Origin of the sequence: Pseudoalteromonas sp. Angola-4 (genome assembly GCF_028599265.1) — a bacterium.
In the GTDB taxonomy this organism is placed as follows: domain Bacteria; phylum Pseudomonadota; class Gammaproteobacteria; order Enterobacterales; family Alteromonadaceae; genus Pseudoalteromonas; species Pseudoalteromonas atlantica.
Window position 1 is genome coordinate 19,511 of record NZ_JAQREK010000007.1, and the last position, 23,407, is coordinate 42,917.

Annotated in this window: 15 protein-coding genes; 4 read left to right on the forward strand and 11 right to left on the reverse strand. The window is 41.7% G+C overall.

All coding sequences use genetic code 11. The annotated features are described in order from the left end of the window. Positions 1–40: 40 nt before the first annotated feature. Genes PSH48_RS10185 through PSH48_RS10200 form a run of 4 tightly spaced genes read left to right on the forward strand, consistent with a single transcriptional unit; the run spans position 41 to position 12,823 of the window. Positions 41–8,110, forward strand: a complete 8,070-nt coding sequence (locus PSH48_RS10185; RefSeq protein WP_273611501.1) for an Ig-like domain-containing protein — start codon at positions 41–43, stop codon at positions 8,108–8,110. 3 nt (positions 8,111–8,113) lie between these two features. After that, positions 8,114–8,962 carry an MBL fold metallo-hydrolase gene (locus PSH48_RS10190; RefSeq protein ID WP_128581582.1) on the forward strand — a complete coding sequence of 283 codons (849 nt, stop codon included), beginning with the start codon at positions 8,114–8,116 and terminating at the stop codon, positions 8,960–8,962. A 5-nt stretch (positions 8,963–8,967) separates the two neighbouring features. Beyond that, the gene (locus PSH48_RS10195) at positions 8,968–11,190 is read left to right on the forward strand and encodes a CHASE2 domain-containing protein (RefSeq protein ID WP_443197870.1); all 2,223 of its coding nucleotides are present in this window, start codon (positions 8,968–8,970) and stop codon (positions 11,188–11,190) included. After that, complete coding sequence (locus PSH48_RS10200; RefSeq protein ID WP_273611502.1) at positions 11,162–12,823, forward strand: HD domain-containing phosphohydrolase; 1,662 nt, start codon at positions 11,162–11,164, stop codon at positions 12,821–12,823. Before PSH48_RS10195 ends, PSH48_RS10200 begins: the two co-directional genes overlap by 29 nt. Positions 12,824–13,080: 257 nt before the next feature. Here the strand turns inward: PSH48_RS10200 and PSH48_RS10205 are convergent, their stop codons facing one another. From PSH48_RS10205 to PSH48_RS10255, 11 genes are all read right to left on the reverse strand, one after another. Further along, a complete protein-coding gene (locus PSH48_RS10205) occupies positions 13,081–14,508 on the reverse strand; it encodes an NAD-dependent succinate-semialdehyde dehydrogenase (RefSeq protein WP_273611503.1) in 1,428 nt (475 codons plus the stop codon). Between the two features lie 396 nt (positions 14,509–14,904). Then, complete coding sequence (gene fdx, locus PSH48_RS10210; protein ID WP_004585776.1) at positions 14,905–15,243, reverse strand: ISC system 2Fe-2S type ferredoxin; 339 nt, start codon at positions 15,241–15,243, stop codon at positions 14,905–14,907. Between the two features lie 10 nt (positions 15,244–15,253). Next, positions 15,254–17,116 carry a Fe-S protein assembly chaperone HscA gene (gene hscA, locus PSH48_RS10215; protein WP_273611504.1) on the reverse strand — a complete coding sequence of 621 codons (1,863 nt, stop codon included), beginning with the start codon at positions 17,114–17,116 and terminating at the stop codon, positions 15,254–15,256. A gap of 41 nt (positions 17,117–17,157) precedes the next feature. Next, a complete protein-coding gene (gene hscB / locus PSH48_RS10220; RefSeq protein ID WP_004585774.1) occupies positions 17,158–17,685 on the reverse strand; it encodes a co-chaperone HscB in 528 nt (175 codons plus the stop codon). Between the two features lie 96 nt (positions 17,686–17,781). Continuing rightward, positions 17,782–18,105, reverse strand: a complete 324-nt coding sequence (gene iscA, locus PSH48_RS10225) for an iron-sulfur cluster assembly protein IscA (RefSeq protein ID WP_004585773.1) — start codon at positions 18,103–18,105, stop codon at positions 17,782–17,784. A gap of 9 nt (positions 18,106–18,114) precedes the next feature. Further along, a complete protein-coding gene (iscU, locus tag PSH48_RS10230) occupies positions 18,115–18,498 on the reverse strand; it encodes a Fe-S cluster assembly scaffold IscU (RefSeq protein ID WP_004585772.1) in 384 nt (127 codons plus the stop codon). Positions 18,499–18,540: 42 nt separating this feature from the next. Further along, complete coding sequence (locus PSH48_RS10235) at positions 18,541–19,758, reverse strand: IscS subfamily cysteine desulfurase (protein WP_004585771.1); 1,218 nt, start codon at positions 19,756–19,758, stop codon at positions 18,541–18,543. A 25-nt stretch (positions 19,759–19,783) separates the two neighbouring features. Next, a complete protein-coding gene (iscR, locus tag PSH48_RS10240) occupies positions 19,784–20,275 on the reverse strand; it encodes a Fe-S cluster assembly transcriptional regulator IscR (RefSeq protein ID WP_004585770.1) in 492 nt (163 codons plus the stop codon). Positions 20,276–20,495: 220 nt separating this feature from the next. Beyond that, the gene (trmJ, locus tag PSH48_RS10245) at positions 20,496–21,224 is read right to left on the reverse strand and encodes a tRNA (cytosine(32)/uridine(32)-2'-O)-methyltransferase TrmJ (protein WP_054982876.1); all 729 of its coding nucleotides are present in this window, start codon (positions 21,222–21,224) and stop codon (positions 20,496–20,498) included. Between the two features lie 137 nt (positions 21,225–21,361). Next, positions 21,362–22,117, reverse strand: a complete 756-nt coding sequence (locus PSH48_RS10250) for a class I SAM-dependent methyltransferase (RefSeq protein WP_004585768.1) — start codon at positions 22,115–22,117, stop codon at positions 21,362–21,364. A 50-nt stretch (positions 22,118–22,167) separates the two neighbouring features. Then, on the reverse strand, positions 22,168–23,349 hold the full coding sequence (locus PSH48_RS10255; RefSeq protein ID WP_055254574.1) for a response regulator: 1,182 nt from the start codon (positions 23,347–23,349) through the stop codon (positions 22,168–22,170). Positions 23,350–23,407: the final 58 nt, after the last annotated feature.

Here is a 23,407-nt window from a genome sequence, read left to right on the forward strand (position 1 = left end):
AAGTAACTTGAATATAAAGCTTTTTATTGGAGTATGTAGAATGACAGCAAAAAACCTTTTTTTGCTCGGTTCAATGGTTTTTTTGCTTAGTGCATGTGGAGGCTCCGATGAGACAGCTCAACAAGACTCAGAACAGCTACCTATAGAACAAGTTACACCCACCCCTTCTGCTACACCGATAAACCTTACAGGTATAACGGGTGACTCTGTTGTTACTAAAACACAGGTGTCGGGTGCTGTCGCCTCTAGCAGAGGGATTGTAGGCACAACGGTTGCAAACTCTCAAGCTACAATAACTCTTTCGCAAACTAATGAAGTTATACAAGGCAATATCACTTTTTTACTTAGCCTATCTGATCCCGATGGCATTAGCGCAGTAAATTTAGTACTACCAAGTGTAAATAAAAGCCTAGCACTTTGCACACAAGCATGTGGAACAGATTTTGAGCAGTCGGTTATAGGGTTGAGCCCTTACTTTTATGGCGTTGTTCCTGGTGATCTACGTTTAGAGATATGGATCACCGATAGCCTTAACAATCAGGTGCTTGCAGACGCAGTGACGGCTAATTGGCAACCCTACCAAATAGAAGGCACAACAGCACAGCGAGACGGACAAACGATTAATTTAGAGTGGCAAGAAAACGAAAACTTAAACCGCTACAATATTTACTTAGCAACCGAAGCAGGCATTACCACCAGCAATATAAATACGCTAGAAAATGGCCAGCAGTTTTTAAGTGTATCTGGCTCTAGCTTTAGTGTAGACAACCTATTAGCTGATAAAAGCTATCAAGTTTTAATAACTGGTGTAGATGGCAGTGGTGAAAGTGGCTTTGCTGAGTTAATTAACGTAGCACCGCAAGGAGGAGAGCTAAACTTTGCGCCAAAAGCGGTAAACGATCAATTTTTAGTTAACGAAGATCAACCCTTACAAGGCAACGTTTTAACTAACGACACTGATGAGTACCAAGGGGAGCTATATATAAACACAACCCCTTTGGTTACCCCTCAGCATGGCAGTATTTCACTCAGCGAAAGCGGTGATTTTACTTATACGCCACGAGCTAACTTTAACGGCATTTATGCATTTAGTTATCAAGTAATTAATGAACTTGGGATGACAGATACCGGTATTGTAGAAATAACGATTAACGCTGTAAACGATGCCCCCATAGCCCTTAATAACACATACAATATAAGTGCTGACGGAATGTTATTAGTTGGCGCCCCCGGCTTATTAAATAACGACAGCGATATAGACCAAGATCTACTCACTCTAGATACAACGCCTGTTAGCCTACCGAGTAAGGGTACTCTCACACTTGTTGCTGATGGCAGCTTTGAATATGTAGGTAGTGTAAATATGCAAGGCACTGATAGTTTTCAGTACCGTATTTTTGATGCTCAAGGTGCTGAGGCTATTGCAAGTGTTACAATTAATGCTCTGGATCAAAATAGCCCGCCTACTGCTGCAAACGATAGCTATAGTGTAGATGAAGATACCACACTTGTAGTTGATGCAAGCCAGGGTTTACTTGCTAACGACACAGACCCTAATAATGATACTTTCATCATTGATGATACTTATATTGTTTCACCTGCCCATGGGCAATTGCAATTAGCTACCGATGGTAGTTTTTCATATATTCCTGATGCTAACTACTACGGTATCGATGAATTTCAATACCAAGTAATCGACACTTTCGGTGCCACGGCCACTGCAACGGCAACACTCACAATAAATAGTACGCCTGATACCCCTAATGCTCAAAATGATGAATACCAATTTCAGTATAATCAAACACTGGTTATTTCAGCTGAAAATGGCTTACTTAAAAACGATGTAAACATAGAGCCAGGTAATCTCACCGTTAACACCACTCCCGTAGTTAACGTACAAAGCGGTACTTTGGCACTTAACGTTGATGGGTCATTTTCCTATCAACCCGATTCAGATGCATTAGATGTTGATAGTTTTACTTATTCAGTTTCAAATGAACAAGGACTAACATCCACAGCACAAGTTGTATTAAGTAAAACAGGGTCTAACTCCCCTGCTGAAGCTAATGACGATGAATATACGATATTAGAAGACAGCCCAGCTACTTCGCTAAACGTATTAGAAAACGATACCGATGCCAACGGTGATACACTTACCCTTACTAATGTTACAAATACAATCGGCAGTGCACGCATTGTAAACAATAGAATTGAGTATACACCTGAGCCCAATTACTTTGGTGAAGTAACACTAAACTATACGATTTCTGATGGCATTGCAGATGGCACGCCGGCTCAAAGTAGCGCAATAGCCACCCTAATTATTATACCGGTTAACGATGCCCCCATTGCGGTGGCTGATAGCGCCTCAATGCAAGAAGATGCATCGCCAATTTTAGTTGATGTGCTTGCCAACGACACTGATATAGACAGTGATAATTTAACTATAACAAGTGTTGGCACCGAATTTGGCTCAGCCAGCATTGTTGATAATAAAATTCAGTATAGCTCTGCACCTAATACCCATGGCGTGGCAATTGTATCGTACAGTGTATCCGATAATAACGGCGCAGAAGCAACTGCTAATTTACAAGTAACCATTTCGCCAGTTAATGATGCACCAATAGCAAATGCCGATAGCATTACCATTACAGAAGACGCTACTGCTGCCTTAATAAATGTATTAAGTAACGACACAGACATAGATGGTGATACCTTAACTCTTAGCTCTGCTAGCAGTGATATTGGCAGTGTCTCAATTGTAAATTCTCAAATTCAATATACCCCTGCAGAAAACGATAATGGCACTGCAACAGTCAGCTATACAATAACCGATGGTACGCAAAGTGCTTCGGGGATACTTACAGTAACAATCATCTCTGTTAATGATACGCCGGTAGCAAACCCTGATACCGCAACCATTTTAGAAGATGCTGCGCCAACGAGTATTAACGTAATAGCTAACGACACAGATGTAGACAACGACCCCCTTGCTATTAGCACTGCAAGTGCAAGCATCGGCTCAGTATCGGTGTCTGGCAGTAACCTAGTTTACACACCTGAGGCAAACTTTAACGGCCAAGCCGTTGTAAATTACACACTTACTGACGGCACGACTACCGCCGCAGGTGTGCTTACGGTAGCGGTAACAGCAGTTAACGATGCACCTGTTGCTAATCCCGACTCAGCGACTATTTTAGAAGATGCTGCAGCAACAAATATTAACGTACTTGGCAACGATACCGATGAAGAAAACGACGCTCTTTCTATTAGTGCGCTAACGACCACATCAGGTGCAGTTACAAGTACAGGTAATGATGTAATCTTCACGTCTGAGGCCAACTTTAATGGCCAAGTAACGGTAAATTATACCCTAAGTGATGGTACTGATACGGCTATGGGCGTACTAACAATAACAGTAACGCCCGTTAACGATGCCCCAATTGCAAACCCTGATTCTGCCACCATTTTAGAAGATGCCGTAACAACAAACATTAATGTATTAAGTAACGACACAGACCCTGAGAATGACTCGCTCACGATAAGCGAGGCAAGTACCAATACTGGTAGCGTATCGGTAGCCGGTAGCAACCTTGCTTATACTCCAGAGGCCGATTTTAACGGCCAAGCAGTTATAAATTACACCCTAAGTGATGGCACCGATACAGCCTCTGGGGTACTTAATATTACGGTTACACCTGTGAACGATTCACCAGTTGCCAACCCTGATACAGCCACAATAAATGAAGACAGCTCGACTACTGTAAATGTAGTGGCTAATGATACTGACACTGAGGGCGACTCACTCACTATTACCACGGTTTCGGCTGACTCAGGAAGCGCAACCATTGTGGCTAATCAAATACAATATACACCGCAAACTGATTATAACGGCACTGCAGTTGTTACCTATACAATTAGTGATGGCGAGGCGGCTACATCAGCTACACTTAATATCACAATTAATTCAGTAAACGATGCACCGGTAGCAAACCCTGATACAACCACTATTTTAGAAGATGCCGCAGCAACAAATATTAATGTGTTGGGCAACGACTCTGATGTAGAAAACGATGCTCTCTCTATTAGTGCTGTAACCGCCACATCGGGCACGGTAACAAGCTCTGCAAGTGATGTAATTTATACCCCAGATGCAAACTTTAATGGTCAAGCCACTATAAATTACACCCTAACTGATGGCACTGATACAGCCAATGGCGTGTTAACTATTACGGTTACCCCAGTGAACGATGCGCCAGTTGCCAACTCAGATACTGCCACTATTTTAGAAGATGCCGCAGCAACAAATATTAATGTGTTGGGCAACGACACCGATGTAGAAAACGATACACTTTCTATTAGTACTGTAACTGCCACATCGGGCACAGTAACAAGCTCCGCAGGTGATGTAATTTATACCCCTGACGCAAACTTTAGCGGTCAGGCTAGTGTAACTTACACCCTAAGTGATGGCACAGATACAGCCAATGGCGTGTTAACTATTACGGTTACCCCAGTGAATGATGCGCCAGTTGCCAACCCAGATACTGCAACTATTTTAGAAGATGCCTCAGCAACTAGTATAAATGTATTGAGCAACGATACGGATGTAGAAAACGATACACTTTCTATTAGTGCTGTAACTGCCTCATCGGGCACAGTGACAAGCTCTGCAGGTGATGTAATTTATACCCCAGATGCAAACTTTAGCGGTCAGGCTAGTGTAACTTACACCCTAAGTGATGGCACCGATACAACCAATGGCGTGTTAACTATTACGGTTACCCCAGTGAACGATGCACCTGTTGCAAACCCTGATACTGCCACTATTTTAGAAGATGCCGCAGCAACAAATATAAATGTGCTGAGCAACGATACAGATATAGAAAACGATACTCTTTCTATTACTTCTGTAAATGCTGATGTTGGCGCCATTTCTAGCTCTGGTGCTAACGTTGTTTACACGCCAGAAGCTAACTTTAATGGCCAAGTAATCGTAAATTATATCCTAAGCGATGGTACAGACACTGCTGCGGGAACATTAACCATTAATGTAACCCCGGTAAATGATGCGCCTGTAGCGCAACCTGATACAGCAACAATCAATGAAGATGCTCCCGAAACAACAATTGACGTTATAAGCAACGACACCGATGCAGATGTAACCGATACCCTAGCTATAACAGCCGTTACAGCAGATATTGGTACAGCGAGCGTTGAAAATAATGAAATTAAATATACCCCCGCCTTAAACAACGAAAGCACAGCAACACTCACCTACACGTTAAGTGATGGTACTGATGAGGTGCAAGGTAATTTAACCATTACAATTGTAGCAATTAACGATGCTCCAACGGCAGTAAACCAAACTTTTGCTATTGGTGAAAATGCCACTGATGGAGAAACAATTGGTACTATAACAGCGTCTGATATTGAAAATGATACCCTCACATTTAGCCTAAGCGGTGGCGAAACCTCATTATTTAATATTGATAGCAATAGCGGGTTGTTAACCGTAAATGGCAACAGTGCCTTTAATTTTGAAACAGCTACACAGCACACAGTTAGTATAGATATTACCGATAATGGCTCTCCAAATGAAACCACTACAATAACCATTAATGTGAATATTACGGATGAAGAAGACCCATTAATTCCTGTAGAAGATGATACATTTGGACGAGCGATTAGCGAACAGTTAGATCTTTCGAGCGTTTTTTCAAACGGTGAATTTAACGATAGCATTGAGCTTAACACTAACCTTTATTTTGTAGGTTACAATAACAACACAGATACAGATATCGTTGTTGTTTCTTATACCAATACGGGCGATTTAAACACTGCATTTAATAGCAGCGGCTTTAAAACGATAGATTTTGGTGAAGATGAAACAGGCACGGCTATTATCTCTGGTAATGGCGAGTTATTTATAGGTTATTCAAGCTTTAATGGCTCAGAAACTGAAGCATGTTTATTAAAAATGAGTGCTGCAGGCGTTATAAGCACTAACTCTGGCGACGCTAACAGCGGTACTAAATGTACAACACTGGCTAGTGAATCTGTAATAAACGACCTTGAGTTCACCGACAATAAAATACAAGGTGTTGGCTACACGGTAAATGGTTCAGACAAAGACAGTTTATTTCTTAAATTTGATGTATCGACCCTCGCTTATGAATCAGGCAGCCCAGGTATAGTAGATGTAAGTGGCCAGAACCTGGATGATGAATCGCACGCTATTAAAAACTTTGGTAACTCTAATTTACTTGTAGTGGGCAGCGCCATAGGTGAAGAAGGTGATTTAGATGCAACCATCAGATACCTTATTCCGGATGGCAACAATAACGGAAGTTTTAACTCTGGCGATGCGCTTATATTAGATTTATCGGACGAAGAAGGTGACGATGAGCTACTTGCAGTTGGTGGAGTAGACGCAGCTAACTTTAACGCCTTTTTAGGGGGGTATATTACTCGCTCTTCAGGTGAGAAAGAGGCTGTAATGATCTCAATTGATAACAATGGCAATATTGATGAGAATATAGGGGATGAAGGAATCGCCGTATATAATATTGATGAAAACTCGGGTTCTGCTAATGGCGGCGCACAAATAACGGGTGTGCAATACGCCCCTATGAGTAATCAACTAATCCTCTCAGGTACTACTGGTGTGGAAGCCTCTGATGATACTCAAAACGAGCAACTATTTTCGGCGCGAGTATCTATATCTGATGGCGCGCTTGACACTAGCTACGGCAATGCAGGCATAAACATCGTCTCTAACGTTATCAGTCATCAATCTGCTAATGCATCAACTATTGATGAAAATGACACTCTGTGGCTATCAGGCAGATTTAACGATTCATCTAATGAGCCTTTTGTAACGTCAATAACGAGTGATGCAAATTTAAACACCGACTTTGCAATAAATGGCTATACAAGTATAAATAACTTAAGTGTTAGCTCAGACGACTTATCGATGAATGTATTGCAGCTACAAAACGGCGTGCAAGCCAATAAGTTTTTAAGTGCCTCTATTGCACAACTTAATACTAATAATAAGCTAGTGCTCACTCGCTATACCAGTGCAGGCATCATTGATACCAGCTTTAGCCTTGATGGTAGTAAAGCCTTAAATATTAATGTTGCGTTTAAAACCATTACTTTAAAAGAGCTTAGCGATGGCAGTATCATTATTGCGGGTACACTCATAAACGGTTTAAACGAAGAAGGCTTTATAGCAAAAGTAGACCAGGACGGTTACCTAGATGAAAGCTTTGCCAGCGAAGGTATTTATACCACTGTAGATATATTAAATATCAATATTAACTTTGCAGATGTTGCTGTAGATAGCAGCGGCTATATAGTTGCTGTAGGTTCTTCGACTAATGCTTTAAGCGTAACAAGATCGTTTGCAACGATGTTAAAAAGCGATGGTAATTTAGAAAATAGCTTTGCTACAAGCGGTGCTTACTACGGCAGCGTAAATGAGTTTTTTGAAACACTTTATATAGATGCAAATAAAGATATATATATTGCAGGCAAGCAAGTATCTGGCAGTGACTCGCAATTAATAATGTTGAAAATAGACGATGATGCTAACGCGCTATTTAGCTATACAGATAGCCGCTCTTCGACAGATATTAGTAATAGAGCAGCAAAAATACTCGCCGATAGCGCGGCAAATCTCTATTTAGTTGCTAATGAAGGCACTACGCCAAACCAAGCGGTGATCATCAAGTTACAACCAGATGGTAGCGAAGATACAAGCTTTGCCACTAGTGGTGTGGGGCAATATCAATTAGCATCAAGTTCTGATACTAAAGTTACCGATGCGGCGATTGATACTACAGGTAATATAATTTTATCAGGCAAGAGTGATTCTAAAGGGATGATTGCCCGTATATCAGCTAATGGCACTATCGACACCTTATTTGGAGAAAATACGCTAGGTTATTATCAGGCTAACCAATGCGATGGCACACATCAGTTTACATCAATGCTTTTACAAACAGATACCCAAGTGGTACTTAGCAGTACATGCTTTGATAATGCCTCTAATAATGTCAGTTTATCTAAGTTTAACTTTTACCCTGATGGAGTTAAGCCCTAAATTATGAAAGTTAAATTTTATGGCGTAAGAGGCTCAATGCCATCTCCGGGTGAGCATACGCACCAATTTGGTGGTAACACCTCATGTGTGTATGTTGAGCAAACAAATGGCAAAAGCCTGATACTCGACTCAGGAACGGGCATTGCACAGTTAGGTGAAAAGCTCATAGAGCACACGACCCCCATTGCAATTTTATTAACGCATAATCATTGGGATCATATTCAAGGCTTTCCTTTTTTTAAGCCTATTTACCAAGCCGATCGCGATATAACCATAGTTGTAGGTGATGTTGAAGACGAGCAAACTAAAAATGCGATTTTAATGCAAATGTCTGGCTCTTTTTTTCCGGTTAGCTACCAACACTTACCTGCAAACATTACATTAAACACTCAGCTTGCTTCTCAAAAAAACTTTACTCTAAATAGTTTTAACGTATTTACCGCGCCGTTAAATCACCCAGGCGGCGGCACAGCGTATTGTGTGCATGCTGAAGGCAAAAAAATTGCTTATATAACAGATAACGAATTGGCCCCACCCGGTGTTGTTAAAACCACAGTTACCCAGTGGGCTGAGTTTATTAAAGGTGCAGACTTATTAATTCATGATGCACAGTTTACTACCGAAGAGCTCACGCTTAAGCACGGTTGGGGGCATAGTACATTTAAGCAAGTAGCTGAATTAGCAATGCAATCGTGTATTAAAAATTTAGCGATTATAAGCCACGACCCAGCAAGAACCGATGACGAGCTACTCGCAATAGAAACACATTTACAGGCAAATTATGGCGAGCATATTAATATTGAATGTGCCAGAGAAGGCCGAACTTTTGAGTTTACGCCAAGTAAGGATTAATAGTTATTTCTCGCGTTTATATTCCTAAAATTTATCGCCACCTATTTGTAGGCTTAGCCATTACGCTGCTTATAGCTGCTGTAGAATTATTCTCTAGTGGCGCATTAGCCAAGCTGCTCAATAGGGTCGAAGGTATTATTTACGACTCTAGGCTATTGCTAACTTTACCCGATACTCCCCGTCAGCTCGACGAAACCGTTGTTATTATCGACATAGATGAAAAAACGATGCAAGAGCAAGGGCGTTTCCCGTGGAGCCGGGCAAAAATGGCAGACCTGGTAAATAAACTCACAGAGGCCGGTGTTGTAGTTATTGCATTTGATATATTTTTTTCTGAACCAGAAACAAACCCTGTTAACCAAATTCAATCTAGAGCCCCTGATTTATTAAGTGCATACAAAGTAGCGTTAAATGATATTAAACATCAGGTAGATGCTGATACCACCTTTGCTAAAGCACTCAATAGTAACGATACCGTATTGGGTTTTTTATTAAACAACGATACCTACAAACAGCGTAACCCGTTGCCAGAAACAAGCGTACTATGGCCAAAGAGCGAGCAAAGTAACTCCCAAGTAACCCAGTTTTTAGGCGCTACTGTTAATATACCTATGCTGCAAAATAGTGCTACGGGCAACGGATTTATCAATGCTCACAGCGAAAACGACGGATTTATCCGTAAAGCGGCACTGGTTAATAGAGTCGGTGATAAGCTCTACCCTTCTTTGGCACTTGAGGCAGCACGTTTATATACCTTAGCGAACAGTATTGAAACACGCGCGAGTGCCCAAGGCGACCTGACCTTTTTTGAAGGGGTTAAATTTCATGAGCATTGGATTCAAACAGATGAGTACGGCCAAATTTTTATCCCGTATAAAGGCCGTGCTAAAAGTTTTCAATATTACTCTGCTACAGATGTATTAACCAAAAAAGTTACCGAGCAGCAATTAGAAGGCAGCGTAGCATTTATTGGTACATCCGCAATTGGTTTAGCTGATTTAAGAGCAACACCAGTGGGTTTACAATACCCAGGGGTAGAAGTGCATGCCAATATTTTTGAAGGGCTACTCCATCCAGAAATTTTACCTTCTCAACCCACATGGGCTTTAGGGGCAACATTATTAATAATTACCTTTGTGGGCTGTTGCTTATCGTTTTTAAGTTTTCGTAAAAGCGCCCGCTTTATTGTCACACTTTCAGTGAGTATGGCTGGGCTGGTTATATTGCTTAATTTTTATTTATGGTCAGTACAAAAAATTAGTCTGCCGCTATTTATGCCGCTGTTACTTATTTCCCTATTAGCAGCCTACTTTGTTTTTATTGGCTCTATAGCAGAAATGAAGCACAGCCGAAAAATTAAATCGATGTTTAATCAGTATGTACCGCCTGACCATATTGAGCAGTTAATTCGCCAACGTAAACAGCTTACTCAGCAAAGTATAAAACGAAATATGACCGTATTATTTGCTGATATAAGAAGTTTTACTGCGCTGTCGGAAGGAATGAGCGCAAATCAATTAAGTGATTATTTAAATCAGTACTTATCGGCGACTACAAAAGTTATTTTTGATCACAGCGGCACTATAGACAAATACGTAGGCGATATGATTATGGCCTTTTGGAATGCCCCACTTGAAGATAGCGACCACGCAAAACACGGTGTTGAAGCAGCAATGGCAATGGTAGCAGGCCTTACAAGCCTTAATAAAGCATTTGCTGAGCAGCAGCTTCCTCCCATTAGCATTGGTGTGGGTATAAGCACTGGCGAAATGAATGTTGGCGATATGGGCTCGGTGTACAGAAAAGCCTATACAGTACTTGGAGATGCAGTTAATTTAGGCTCAAGAGTAGAAAGCTTGACCAAATTTTACGGGGTAGCTATTCTGGTTACAGAAGAGACAATGCTTGCTTGTCCACATATTGCATTTCGCTTAATTGATAAAGTACAGGTAGTGGGTAAAGTAAATGCAACTGAGCTATATGAGCCTGTCAACTTTATAGCTGATATAAGCGAAAGCCAGCTATTTGAAATTAAAAAGTCGTTCACTGCTATGCAGCATTACAATAATAAAAATTGGCAACTCGCTCTATCGTTATTTGAAGAGCTAAGTGAAACTAGCTTATTGACTGACCACGTTTACCACATTTTTATTAACCGAATTAAAAATACCGATTTGCAAACTTTAGCACAGGATTGGAATGGCGCCTTTATTCACAAAACAAAGTAGTAATAATATGTCTGAGTACATTAAAGATAGAACAAACCTTCATCACTTTATTGATATTAGTATTAGGCTAACAACAGAAAAGGATGCGAGTAAACTTCTTGAAGAAATTCTACAAGTTGTTATGTCTATTTCTAACTCTGACGCAGGGACTATTTACTCTATTACAGATGACAAGCAGCTAAAGTTTGAAACAGTTATTAATAAATCTTTAGACCTCTATTTAGGGGGAGCTTCAGGGAAGCCCGTTGACTTTCCTAATATAGATTTGTTTATAGATGGCAAAGAAAACGAAACAGCTATTGTCGCTCATGCGGTTAACTCTGGTGAGATTATTAACATACCGGATGTATATGCGGCCCTGCCCTTTGATATGAGCGCTGCGCGTAATATGGATGCGCGTACGGGGTATCGTACTCAGTCTATGTTAACGATTCCGCTAAAAGATCATACCGATGATATTATTGGTGTGATCCAACTGATCAACGTAAAAAATCAACACGACAATATAATCACTTATAGTGACGAACTTGTCACATTGATACGATCATTTGCATCGTTAGGCGCTATATCACTTACAAACTCTACCCTTATTAAGGGAATGGGAGAGCTATTTTCTAAATTTGTAGAAACCATTGCTATGGCCATCGACGAAAAGTCGCCTCATACCGGCGGACACTGTAAGCGAGTTCCTGCACTTACTTTAATGCTTGCTGATGCTGTGCATAAAATTGACCGTGGTCCCTTGGCTAACTTTTTAATGAGTGATGCAGACCGTCATGAGCTAGATATAGCAGGCTGGCTTCATGATTGCGGCAAAATAGCGACTCCCGATCACATCATGGAAAAGTCGACCAAGTTAGAAACTATTTTTGATCGTATTGAACACATTGAAGCTAAATTTGAAGTTATTAAACGTGATTTAGAAATAAGCTATCAAAAACAAATTATCTCTGCAATGAAGCTCAATAGGCCAATTGAGGTTTTACAATTTGAGCGCTTACTCGATACCGAATTAAAACAACTTTCTTTAGACCGCGCGTTTTTGCAAAAAGTTAATGTGGGTGGCGAGTTTTTATCAGATGAAGATGTTGCGAATATTGACCGCATAGCATCTCATTATCACTTAACTATAAACGGCAAAGATACCCCGTTACTAAACGCAGATGAAATAGAGAATTTACAAATACGCAGGGGCACATTAACGCTCGGCGAGCGCGATGTTATGAAGCGCCATATGGATGTGACTAAAAATATTTTAGACACACTGCCATTCCCTAAACATTTAAGTAATGTGTCTGAATATGCATTGGGCCACCACGAAAAACTAGATGGTACAGGCTACCCGCAAGGATTAACTAAAGAGCAAATGTCGATTCCGGCAAGGCTAATGGCCATTGCAGACATTTTTGAAGCCTTATCAGCAGTAGATAGGCCTTATAAAAAAGCAAAGCCTGTGAGTGAGTGTTTAGCTATTTTAGGAAAAATGGTAGAGAACAACCATTTAGACGCCGATATATTCGCGGTATTTGTAGAGAGTGAAGTGTATAAGCACTACATAAATGAGTACGCAATTGCAGAGCAATTAGACTTTGTTGATTTAACCACCCTACCGGGCTATTCACCTATAAAATAAGCCGGCTTCACTTACTCAAGCTATAAAAAATGCCACCTTGCGGTGGCATTTACACACGGGTTATTTCTACAAGTAGAAATTCTTTTTATTTTTGATTATTTTTAAACAAAAATTATGCCGTAAATGTAGCACTTAGGCCTATATCTAGCAATAAAAAGGTAACCTGTAGTTATAGATCACTTAATTAAGCAAATTGGTATTAGTAACCTAAACCTTACTGGGTAATCAATTTTTCATGGCTTATGGTGTCATCGTTTTTAAACTTTGATACACACGTATTTTTCTTCAAGGTATTCATCAAGCCCTTGATGGCCCCCTTCTCGGCCTAAGCCTGATTGCTTAACTCCACCAAACGGTGCCACAGGGTTAGATATAACCCCTTCGTTAACACCAACCATGCCAAACTCAAGCCCTTCGCTAATACGATAGATCTGCTTGATATTTTGACAATAAAAATAAGCCGCTAAGCCATATGGAACATCGTTAGCAAGGGCTAGTACCTCGCTTTCTTCATCAAAAGGAATAACAGTTAATACCGGGCCAAATACTTCTTCGTGGTATATATCCATTTCGGTCGTTACGTTAGTAACAATAAGCGGGTTTTGAAAGCTGCCGCCTAAGTCGCTGTTATCCCCTATTAGGTCTGCGCCTTTATCAAGTGCATCTTGCACAAGCTGCTGCACTTTTTCTTTCGCTTTTGGGTAAATAAGGGGGCCAATGTCTACGCCCTCTTCAAACCCATTGGCTACTTTTAATGCGGCTACTTTAGGCGTAATTTTACTCAGCACTTCATCTAAAATACTGCGCTGAATAAAAATGCGGTTTGCGGCTACACATGCTTGGCCACTGTTTCTAAACTTAGCCGCCATGAGGCCGTCGATTGCTTCGTCTATATCGGCGTTATCAAAAATAATAAAGGGGGCGTTTCCGCCAAGTTCCATGGAGGTACGTTTAATCGTACCCGCACACTGAGAAAGTAACTGCTTGCCTACGCCTGTTGAACCTGTAAAAGTAAATTTGCGCACCACTTCTGAGTCTGTAAGTATTTGTCCGACTGTTTTTGCGTCTTGCGAAATCAGTACGTTAAAAGCTCCTTTTACAAACCCGGCTTGATCGGCAAGGTATGCCAACGCCAAAGCACATAAAGGTGTATATTCAGAAGGTTTTAGCACAAAGCTACAGCCTGCAGCGTATGCTGGCGCCACTTTACGTGTCACCATAGCAACCGGAAAGTTCCAAGGAGTAATGCCAGCCACAACGCCTACAGGTTGTTTAAAGCTCGTTAATCTATGTGTATCGTCGGTTGGGGGGATCACATCGCCGTAACTGCGTTTAGCTTCTTCTGCAAACCATTTTATAAACCCAGCGCCATAGTCTATTTCACCTAACGACTCTTTAAGCGGTTTACCTTGCTCTTTTGTCATTAGCTCAGCAAGCGTTTGCTTGTGTTTTATTATCAGCTCATACCAACGCATAAGCGTATTACTTCGCTCAGTGGCATTGGTTGATTTTAACTTAACAAACGCACCTTGCGCTGCCTTTATTGCGCTATTAACGCCTTGCTCGTCTATATCACTTACTTCAACAATACTTTTTTCGGTCGCGGGGTCGTCAACGCTAAAACGTTTATTGGTTTTATAAAATTCACCATTAATAAACGAGTCACAAAAAATTAGATTACTCAAAATAGACCTCCGAAGTAGTTTTATGGGTTAGGTAAAACGCGTAGCAGCGGGTTTAGCCAAAAGCGATAATTCCTTGACTGTAATTCGACCTGTAAAACGTGATCACTTTAGATCTAGGCCTATTTTAAAAACGCGACATAAAGTCGCTGCTACGGTGTAAGATGTAGCAGCGGGTTTACCCCGCTATTATGATTACGTGGTCATTCATTTAAAAACGCGACGTAAAGTCGCTGCTACGGTGTAAATGTAGCAGCGGGTTTACCCGGCGATTATGATTACGTGATCATTCATTTAAAAACGCGACATAAAGTCGCTGCTACGTGCTTATACAATCTCTTAAACAAAAAAGCCGCTGTAAAAAACAGCGGCTTTTAAAAAATTCTCGTTAATTAAAAACTAGTGCTCTTCATTAACGATATTGAGATTGTACTTAGGTATTTCAACTACTAAGTCTTCATCTCTAATAACTGCTTGGCATCCTAAGCGAGATTCTGACTCTAAGCCCCATGCTTTATCTAGCATGTCGTCTTCTAGCTCATCGCTTTCATCTAGTGAGTCAAAGCCTTCGCGGATCACTAAATGGCATGTAGTACATGCACACGATTTTTCACATGCGTGTGGAATGCTAATGCCGTTTTTAAGGGCCACATCAAGGACTGTTTCGCCCGCAGGCGCTTCAAGTGCTGCACCGTCAGGACATAATTCCGGATGGGGAAGAAAAATAATTTGTGGCATTCTAACCTCTTTAAACGTTGTCTACTGACTGCCCTGTAAGGGCCTTTTTAATTGATGCATCCATTCTGCGCGAGGCAAAATCGCTGCTAGCGTTATCTACTTTTTCAATTGCGGCTTTAATTTCACTTGGTTGCTGCGCGGTTTCGCGCACTTTAGCAAGCTCGCTTATTTCAGCTTTTAAATTAGCAAGTTGAATATCGTCGAGCAAGTCACCGTCGCTAGCAAGTGACGCCTCTAGTGCTTCTATAACACGTAGCGCCTCTACTTGTTGCTCTTTAAGCATACGTGCCTGCATGTCGTCTTTAGCGTTGCTCATTGACTCTTTAAGCATGTTAGCTACTTGGTCATCAGATAAGCCAAACGATGGTTTAACTTGGATTTCAGCTTGCACACCCGTTGATTTTTCCATTGCTGATACACTTAACAAGCCATCGGCATCCACTTTAAAGGTAACTCGAATATGTGCAGCGCCTGCTGCCATAGCGGGTATGCCTTTTAAGCTAAATTTAGCCAGCGAGCGGCAATCGTCAACCAGTTCGCGCTCACCTTGTAGCACATGTAAAGACATTGCCGTTTGGCCGTCTTTAAAGGTAGTAAATTCTTGCGCACGAGCAACAGGAATAGTGGTATTACGCGGAATTATTTTTTCAACTAACCCACCCATCGTTTCAAGGCCAAGTGACAGTGGCAATACATCAAGTAATAACATGTCAGAATCGGGCTTGTTACCTACTAATACATCAGCTTGTAATGCTGCACCTAGTGCAACAACACGATCCGGGTCGATTGATGTTAGCGGCTCTTTTTCAAAAAAGCCTTCAACTTGGCTGCGAACCAGTGGCATGCGAGTTGAACCGCCTACCATTACAACTTGCAGCACTTCTTCGTTTTCGATGCCGGCATCTTTTACTGCACGACGACACGAACGAAGTGTTTTTTTAACAAGTGGCATAGCCAGCTCGTCAAAGGTTTCGCGTGTCACTTCTACGGTGTGTTTTTGCTCGTCAAATTCAAGCACTACATTTACTTTTGCGTACTGGCTTAGCGCTTCTTTACACGCTTTTGCTTTATTGATGAATAAACGTAAAACTGAGGGTGATAATGATGACACACCTGTTTGCTGCTTAAAGTAATCGACTAATAGCGAATCGAAATCATCGCCACCTAAGCTTGAATCACCGCCAGTTGCCATTACTTCAAACACACCTTGGTGTAAGCGAAGTATAGAAATATCAAAAGTGCCGCCGCCTAAATCGTAAACAGCAATAATACCTTCTTGACCCGAGTCTAACCCGTAAGCGACTGCCGCAGCGGTTGGCTCGTTTAATAAACGTAATACGTTAATGCCAGCAAGTTCGGCTGCATCTTTAGTGCTTTGGCGCTGTGCGTCATCAAAGTACGCAGGCACAGTAATTACTGCTCCTAAAATGTCTTGATTACCAAAGCTTTGCTCTGCACGCGCTTTTAGAGCCGCTAAAATATGGCTAGAGGCTTTAACAGGGCTGATTTTTCCGGCATCGGTTTGAATGGCAAGTGAGCCGTTATCTTCACAAAACTGGTACGGTAATTGGCCGTAGCTTTGCTCTATTTCGGCTTGGGTTTTACCTAAAAAACGCTTAACTGAAATAAGGGTATTGGCTGGGTCTTGTGTTGCAGCTTGTGCAGCATCGGTCCCTACCGTGATGCCGCCAGCTTGGTAACGCACAACCGATGGCAACATGGCTGCACCAAGGTCATCTGTTAATGTGCGGGCTTCGCCACTTTGTACCGTTGCAACCAATGAATTAGTGGTACCTAGGTCAATACCTATTGCTAATTTGTGTTCATGTGGTGCCGCGCTCTGCCCCGGCTCAGCAATTTGCAATAATGCCATAATGCTCTTTAAACTCGTGTTGCTCGCTTTACAGCAAGTAATTAATCGTCAAATAAACTGTCTTCAATACGCTCAAGTTCGTCTTCTAATTTATATACAAACTTTAATTTGCGAATGTTGTCAGCAGCTTGTTGATATTGCGCCTCGTCGTTACTTGCAAGTTGCTCGGCAAGTTCATTACTGTATTGGATTTTTAATTGCTTTATTTGTGATTCAAAATTGGCGATAGCGGCCTCAGGATTACTTGCTGAAGCGAGCTCTTCAAGCTCCTCACGCAGTTCCATTTGCTGCATTAAGAACATTGGATCTTGCAGTGTTTGTTGCTCAGCTCGAATATCAACACCTAGTTCGCTGAGCATATATTCAGCTCGTTTTACTGGGTGTTTTAGCGTTTGTAGCGCATCGTTAATTTCAGCGGTACTTTGTACGGCCATTAACTTATCACGGCTGCTCGCATTAGCGTGGCGATCGGGATGCACTGCGCGCTGCAGCTCTAGGTAATGCTTATTTATTGTTGCCAAGTCAATGTTGTAATCAACTGGTATTGCAAATAACTCAAAGTAACGCATAGCTTCAACCAATAAAATTTAGAAATACAAATTTCACAAATAACAAAGCCCTACAATTACTGGCAGGGCTTAAAAATACTACAAAGGTAGCTGAGCTTAAACAGTAAAGCTTTCGCCACAACCACACTCGTCAGCTTGGTTAGGGTTATTAAATTTAAACCCTTCATTTAAGCCTTCTTTGGTGTAGTCAAGCTCAGTGCCGTCGATGTAAACCAAGCTTTTAGCGTCAACAATTAAGGTAACGCCTTTAGCTTTAAAGGTTTCATCGTCTTCGTTAAGCTCATCAACAAACTCGAGTACATAAGCAAGACCTGAACAGCCCGTCGTTTTAATGCCAACGCGCAGGCCTAAACCTTTACCGCGGTTTGCTAAAAATGATTGTACGCGGTTTGCTGCCGCATCTGTCAATGTCACTGCCATGAATTTCTCTTACTTCGCTTGTTTGCTTTTGTAATCAGCAATTGCTGCTTGAATTGCATCTTCAGCTAAAATTGAACAGTGAATTTTCACTGGTGGTAATTCAAGCTCTGCACTGATATCTGTGTTTTTAATAGTTGATGCTTCGTCTAGTGTTTTGCCTTTCACCCACTCTGTTACAAGTGATGATGAAGCAATTGCACTGCCGCAACCGTATGTTTTAAATTTTGCATCTTCAATAACGCCTTCAGACGATACTTTAATTTGCAATTTCATTACGTCACCACATGCTGGTGCGCCAACCATACCCGTTGCCACTGACGGATCATTTTTGTCTAAAACACCAACGTTACGTGGGTTTTCTACGTGGTCGATTACTTTATCACTATAAGCCATAATTCTATCCTCATTACCTGCTACGGTAGGTGCTCACTCGTATTAGTGGTGAGCCCATTCAACTGAATCTAAATCAACACCTTCTTGATGCATTTCCCATAAAGGAGACATCTCGCGTAGGCGACCGATAGAGTTTTTCATTAATTCAACGGTGTAATCAATTTCTTCTTCGGTAGTAAAACGGCCAATACTAAAACGAATTGAGCTGTGTGCTAGTTCGTCATTACGGCCGAGTGCGCGTAGTACATATGAAGGCTCTAAGCTTGCTGATGTACACGCAGACCCTGATGATACCGCTATGTCTTTTACTGCCATAAGTAACGACTCACCTTCAACAAAGTTAAAGCTGATGTTTACAATACCTGGTACTGATTGGTCTTGTGCGCCGTTAAAGTATACTTCGTCCATATCAGCCATAATGCCGTCAATTAGGCGTTTACGTAATGCGCTGATGTGTGCGTGATCTTTTTCAAAATCTTGCTTAGCAATTCTAAATGCTGCACCCATACCTACTAGCTGATGAGTTGCAAGTGTACCTGAACGCATACCACGTTCATGGCCGCCACCGTGCATTTGCGCTTCTAGGCGAGCACGTGGTTTACGACGAACGTAAAGTGCGCCAACACCTTTAGGGCCATATACTTTGTGGCCTGAGAACGACATAAAATCAACTTTAAGCTGTTGTACGTCGATTAATACTTTACCTGCGCTTTGTGCTGCATCTACGTGGAACATAATTTTACGTTCGCGACACATTTCACCAATAGTATTGATATCTTGAATTACACCTAGCTCGTTATTAACGTGCATAATGCTGACAAGAATAGTGTCGTCACGCATAGTTTCTTCAAGCTTTTTAAGATCTAACAGGCCGTTTTCTTCAACGTCCATGTAGGTTACTTCAAAGCCTTGGCGCTCAAGTTCACGACACGTATCGATTACTGCTTTGTGCTCAGTTTTAGCGGTAATAACGTGCTTACCTTTCTTTTTGTAAAACTGCGCTGCACCTTTAATTGCAAGGTTATTTGATTCTGTTGCGCCCGATGTGAAAACAATTTCACGCGGGTCGGCATTAATTAAATCGGCAATGTCTGTACGCGCTTGGTCAACTACTTCTTCAGCTTGCCAACCAAAACGGTGCGAACGTGACGCAGGATTACCAAAATTACCGTCCATTGTCAGGCATTGCATCATTTCTTTTGCAACACGCTCGTCAACAGGCGTGGTCGCTGCGTAATCTAAATAAATCGGTAACTTCATTTCTCTCTCCGCTGCAGGTCAACTTTTATAGTTGACAGCTTACTTGAATGTTTTCCAACTGCTTAATTGCATTATTGATGCTGTTATCTTGGCGAGATGCGATTTCTTTCACATCTGATTTTTCCACCAATTCAGCTAAGGTAATATTATTTAAAAACTCTTCGATACGTGCGCTTAAATCAGACCATAGGTTGTGAGTTAAACAACGCATACCGCTTTGACACCCGGTATCGGCACCTTGGCAACGTGTTGCATCTACCGATTCGTCTACGGCGCTAATTACATCGCCAACAGAGATAACCGCGGCTTCTCGTCCTAGCAAATAACCGCCACCAGGACCACGAACCGAGCTCACTAAGCCATTTTTACGTAAACGGGCAAATAATTGCTCAAGGTAAGACAAAGAAATTTCTTGTCTTTGTGAAATATCAGCAAGGGCAACAGGACCTACACTCGCATGTAGTGCAACATCCAGCATAGCTGTTACGGCATATCTGCCTTTTGATGTTAACTTCATAACGCCCCCCGCACAAAAGAGTGCAAATTTTAATTACCAGAGTAAAATAGTCAAGTATTATCACTTGATAAAAATTTGATTAAAGAACACTGTTCTATTAACAAATTTTTAATACCTGACCTTTTTGGTCAAGTATTAGGTGTATTGTAATTACTTGAGTGTTTTAGTCAAGTATTAGCTCGTTATTTACCCGCAGGTTTTTATAACCAATCGCTATACCTTACTTAGGAATAGATTTATTAATTGAGGTAAGAATACCGCGCAATATGTTTAGCTCTGCCTCTTCTGGGCGTGCACGGTTAAACAAACGGCGTAGCTTGGTCATTACTAAACCTGGATGCTGCTTAATAATAAAACCAGTGTTATCGAGCGTCTCTTCTAAATGCTCGTAAAATAACTCTGTTTGTTTTGAGCTTGGGTAAGCAGTCTCATCGTCTGCTTGCTCAGCCTTTGGCTGCTGATTTAAAAACGCCATACGCGTTTCGTAGCTTAGCGTTTGTACCGCCATAGCTAAATTAAGCGAGCTGTACTGTGGATTTGCAGGAATACATACATGGTAATTACACAGCTGTAGTTCTTCGTTAGTTAATCCGCTGTTTTCACGGCCAAATACAAGCGCTACAGGGCCGTTTACAGCCTCAGCAACTAGCTTTTCACCGCACTCACGTGGCTCAACCATAGGCCAAGACAGCGTGCGTGAACGAGCACTCGTACCAATAGTTAATGCACAATCGGCAATGGCATCAGCCACAGTGTCAACAATAACCGCATTGCCTAAAACATCGGTTGCACCGGCTGCTAAGGCGCTTGCATGGCTGTCTACTTCACAAGCAGGGTCCACTAAATACAGTTTTGATAAACCCATGGTTTTCATGGCGCGAGCCGCCGAACCAATGTTGCCAGAGTGTGAGGTATTAACTAAAACGATGCGAATATCATCTAAGATCATTGCTGTGCTACTTTACTATGCCAAAAAATTGTGCGAATTCTAACATAAAAGCGCGCTAAGATCCTAGATGTCGCTGCAAGCAGACTATGGTTGCAGCGACACTAGATCCTTAAAGCCGATCAACACGCTAAATGCCGTTAAACCATGGCCGCTTTTACATACACATCAAAACGGTTCTTTTTTGTTTTAATTTGCATGCTGGGGGTTTGGTTGTTTAAAAATGGGGCGTAATCGGGGCGTTTAACTACCACACGCTTACTGGCAAGTGGGTAGGCGAATTCAAGTAAGTCATCGGCGTCGGTATCTGCGCCTACTAATGCCTGAAATACGCGCATTTCTTTTTTAACTAACGCTGATTTCTCTCGGTGTGGAAACATAGGATCTAAATACACTACATCGGGCATGCTCTCGCACTGCTCTAATAACGTGTGGCTTGAGCCAAACACTAAGCTCATATTTTGCTGCATCCATGAACCAATCTCTGCATCTTCGTAAGCGCGTTTTAAGCCATCAAACAATAAAGCCGCTACCACAGGGTGGCGCTCATGCAGTATAACCTTACAGCCAAGTGACGCTAGCACAAAGCCATCTCGGCCAAGCCCGGCAGTAGCATCAAGTACAACAGGGGTTGCGCCTTTATTTAACCCTACCGCTTTTGCGATTGATTGGCCTTTGCCACCGCCAAACTTACGCCTGTGAGCAACTGCACCTGTTACAAAGTCTACGTTTATTGCGCCAAGTTTAGGCTCATCGCTTTTTAAAAGGCTAAGGCCTTTATCGTCGTAATGCAGAGTAAAACCGCTACAACTTTGCGCCCATTGGGCTAAGTTAAAACGCGTTTCTAGCTCATTTAAATATGGGCGACACTCTTTAAAAGCACACTGAATAACCACTACACACTCCGACGAAAAATTTCAGCTGCAGTATAACAAGCGTTAAAGCACTAAAATAGCTCTATATCGCTTTGATGCGCAAGACTATGTGAGCTGGCCTCCTCTACTTTAGAGCGTAAGTTGCACAATAATTCGTTGCGGCTCTCGGTCACTTGTTTAAGCTGGTACTTTATAAACGCTAAATCACTGTTTGCGGTTACTAGCAGTTGCATAGTTTCGTCTAATTGCGACATATATAAAGTTAAATCAGCTGGATTGGCGTGTGCTTGTGTTTGCTTAATTGCACAGTTAAGTTCATGAAGCTGCTCTATAAACTGCCTTGTGTAGTCGTTTTGTACAACATTTTGGCTGGTAAGCTGCTTTACTATATCTTGCAAAGCAGTGCTAATTTGGGTGGCTTGTTCAAAGCTATTTTCGTTTCTTTCCATAGCAACGACCTTTTCGTTTGTCACTTCGAGTATGTGCGGGAATAAGTCTTTATAACGGCCGTATAAAGCACGATTATCAGCCGGCATATTTTTAATTAATAAAGATATTTTGGGGTAGTTAATAATGGTGCTGCTACCAATATCCACAAACCGATTGGCATTACGGTGCTGCTCTAAAAGCTCCTGCTCGAGCGGACATACACCACTTTCTAAACTATAAAAATAGCTCCCCCCTTGATACCAAAACACAATAACCACGTCTAAATTAAACGGGCTAAAAAAGGCAAGCAAGTGCTCGCTTAACGACTGAAAGTTATGAGAGTGATAGCTTTGCCCCACAAACCTAACAATACGCCCCATATCCCCAGACTCTGCCAAGGCCATTGCGGCGGTATCTTGCGCTTTAGCTACATCAAATTTTAGCTTTTCACATTGCTGCCGGTACTCGTAAAGCACTTTAATGCGTGCCATTAGCTCTTCGGTGTTGAAGGGTTTTATGATGTAGTCAGATGCGCCTACGCTGTAGCCTTTTACTCTATCGTTAAGCTCCACCTTAGAGGACAAAAACATAACGGGTATATCGTGTGTTGACTCATCTTCTTTTAGTGCTTGGCATACTTGGTAGCCGGATTTACCGGGCATTTCTATATCAAGTAAAATTATGTCGGGCGTGTGCTTTTTGGCTAGCTTAAGTCCTTGTTCGCCATCTTTAGCGTGAATAAGCTTACAAAAGCCTGCTAAAGCCTCTTCAATAATTCGATGAACATACAAATCGTCATCAATCGTTAGTACCAACTTTGCCATGCCCTAGTCCATTTTGCTGCGTATACACAAAGCATAGTACGGGAGGTTAAAATTACTA

What these genes read in the sequence shown, in the direction of transcription:
- PSH48_RS10185 (WP_273611501.1), top strand. Translation starts at nt 41, where the DNA reads ATGACAGCAAAAAACCTTTTTTTGCTCGGTTCAATGGTTTTTTTGCTT.
- PSH48_RS10190 (WP_128581582.1), top strand. Translation starts at nt 8,114, where the DNA reads ATGAAAGTTAAATTTTATGGCGTAAGAGGCTCAATGCCATCTCCGGGT.
- PSH48_RS10200 (WP_273611502.1), top strand. Translation starts at nt 11,162, where the DNA reads ATGGCGCCTTTATTCACAAAACAAAGTAGTAATAATATGTCTGAGTAC.
- fdx (WP_004585776.1), bottom strand. Translation starts at nt 15,243, where the DNA reads ATGCCACAAATTATTTTTCTTCCCCATCCGGAATTATGTCCTGACGGT.
- hscA (WP_273611504.1), bottom strand. Translation starts at nt 17,116, where the DNA reads ATGGCATTATTGCAAATTGCTGAGCCGGGGCAGAGCGCGGCACCACAT.
- hscB (WP_004585774.1), bottom strand. Translation starts at nt 17,685, where the DNA reads ATGCGTTACTTTGAGTTATTTGCAATACCAGTTGATTACAACATTGAC.
- iscA (WP_004585773.1), bottom strand. Translation starts at nt 18,105, where the DNA reads ATGGCAGTGACATTGACAGATGCGGCAGCAAACCGCGTACAATCATTT.
- iscU (WP_004585772.1), bottom strand. Translation starts at nt 18,498, where the DNA reads ATGGCTTATAGTGATAAAGTAATCGACCACGTAGAAAACCCACGTAAC.
- PSH48_RS10235 (WP_004585771.1), bottom strand. Translation starts at nt 19,758, where the DNA reads ATGAAGTTACCGATTTATTTAGATTACGCAGCGACCACGCCTGTTGAC.
- iscR (WP_004585770.1), bottom strand. Translation starts at nt 20,275, where the DNA reads ATGAAGTTAACATCAAAAGGCAGATATGCCGTAACAGCTATGCTGGAT.
- trmJ (WP_054982876.1), bottom strand. Translation starts at nt 21,224, where the DNA reads ATGATCTTAGATGATATTCGCATCGTTTTAGTTAATACCTCACACTCT.
- PSH48_RS10255 (WP_055254574.1), bottom strand. Translation starts at nt 23,349, where the DNA reads ATGGCAAAGTTGGTACTAACGATTGATGACGATTTGTATGTTCATCGA.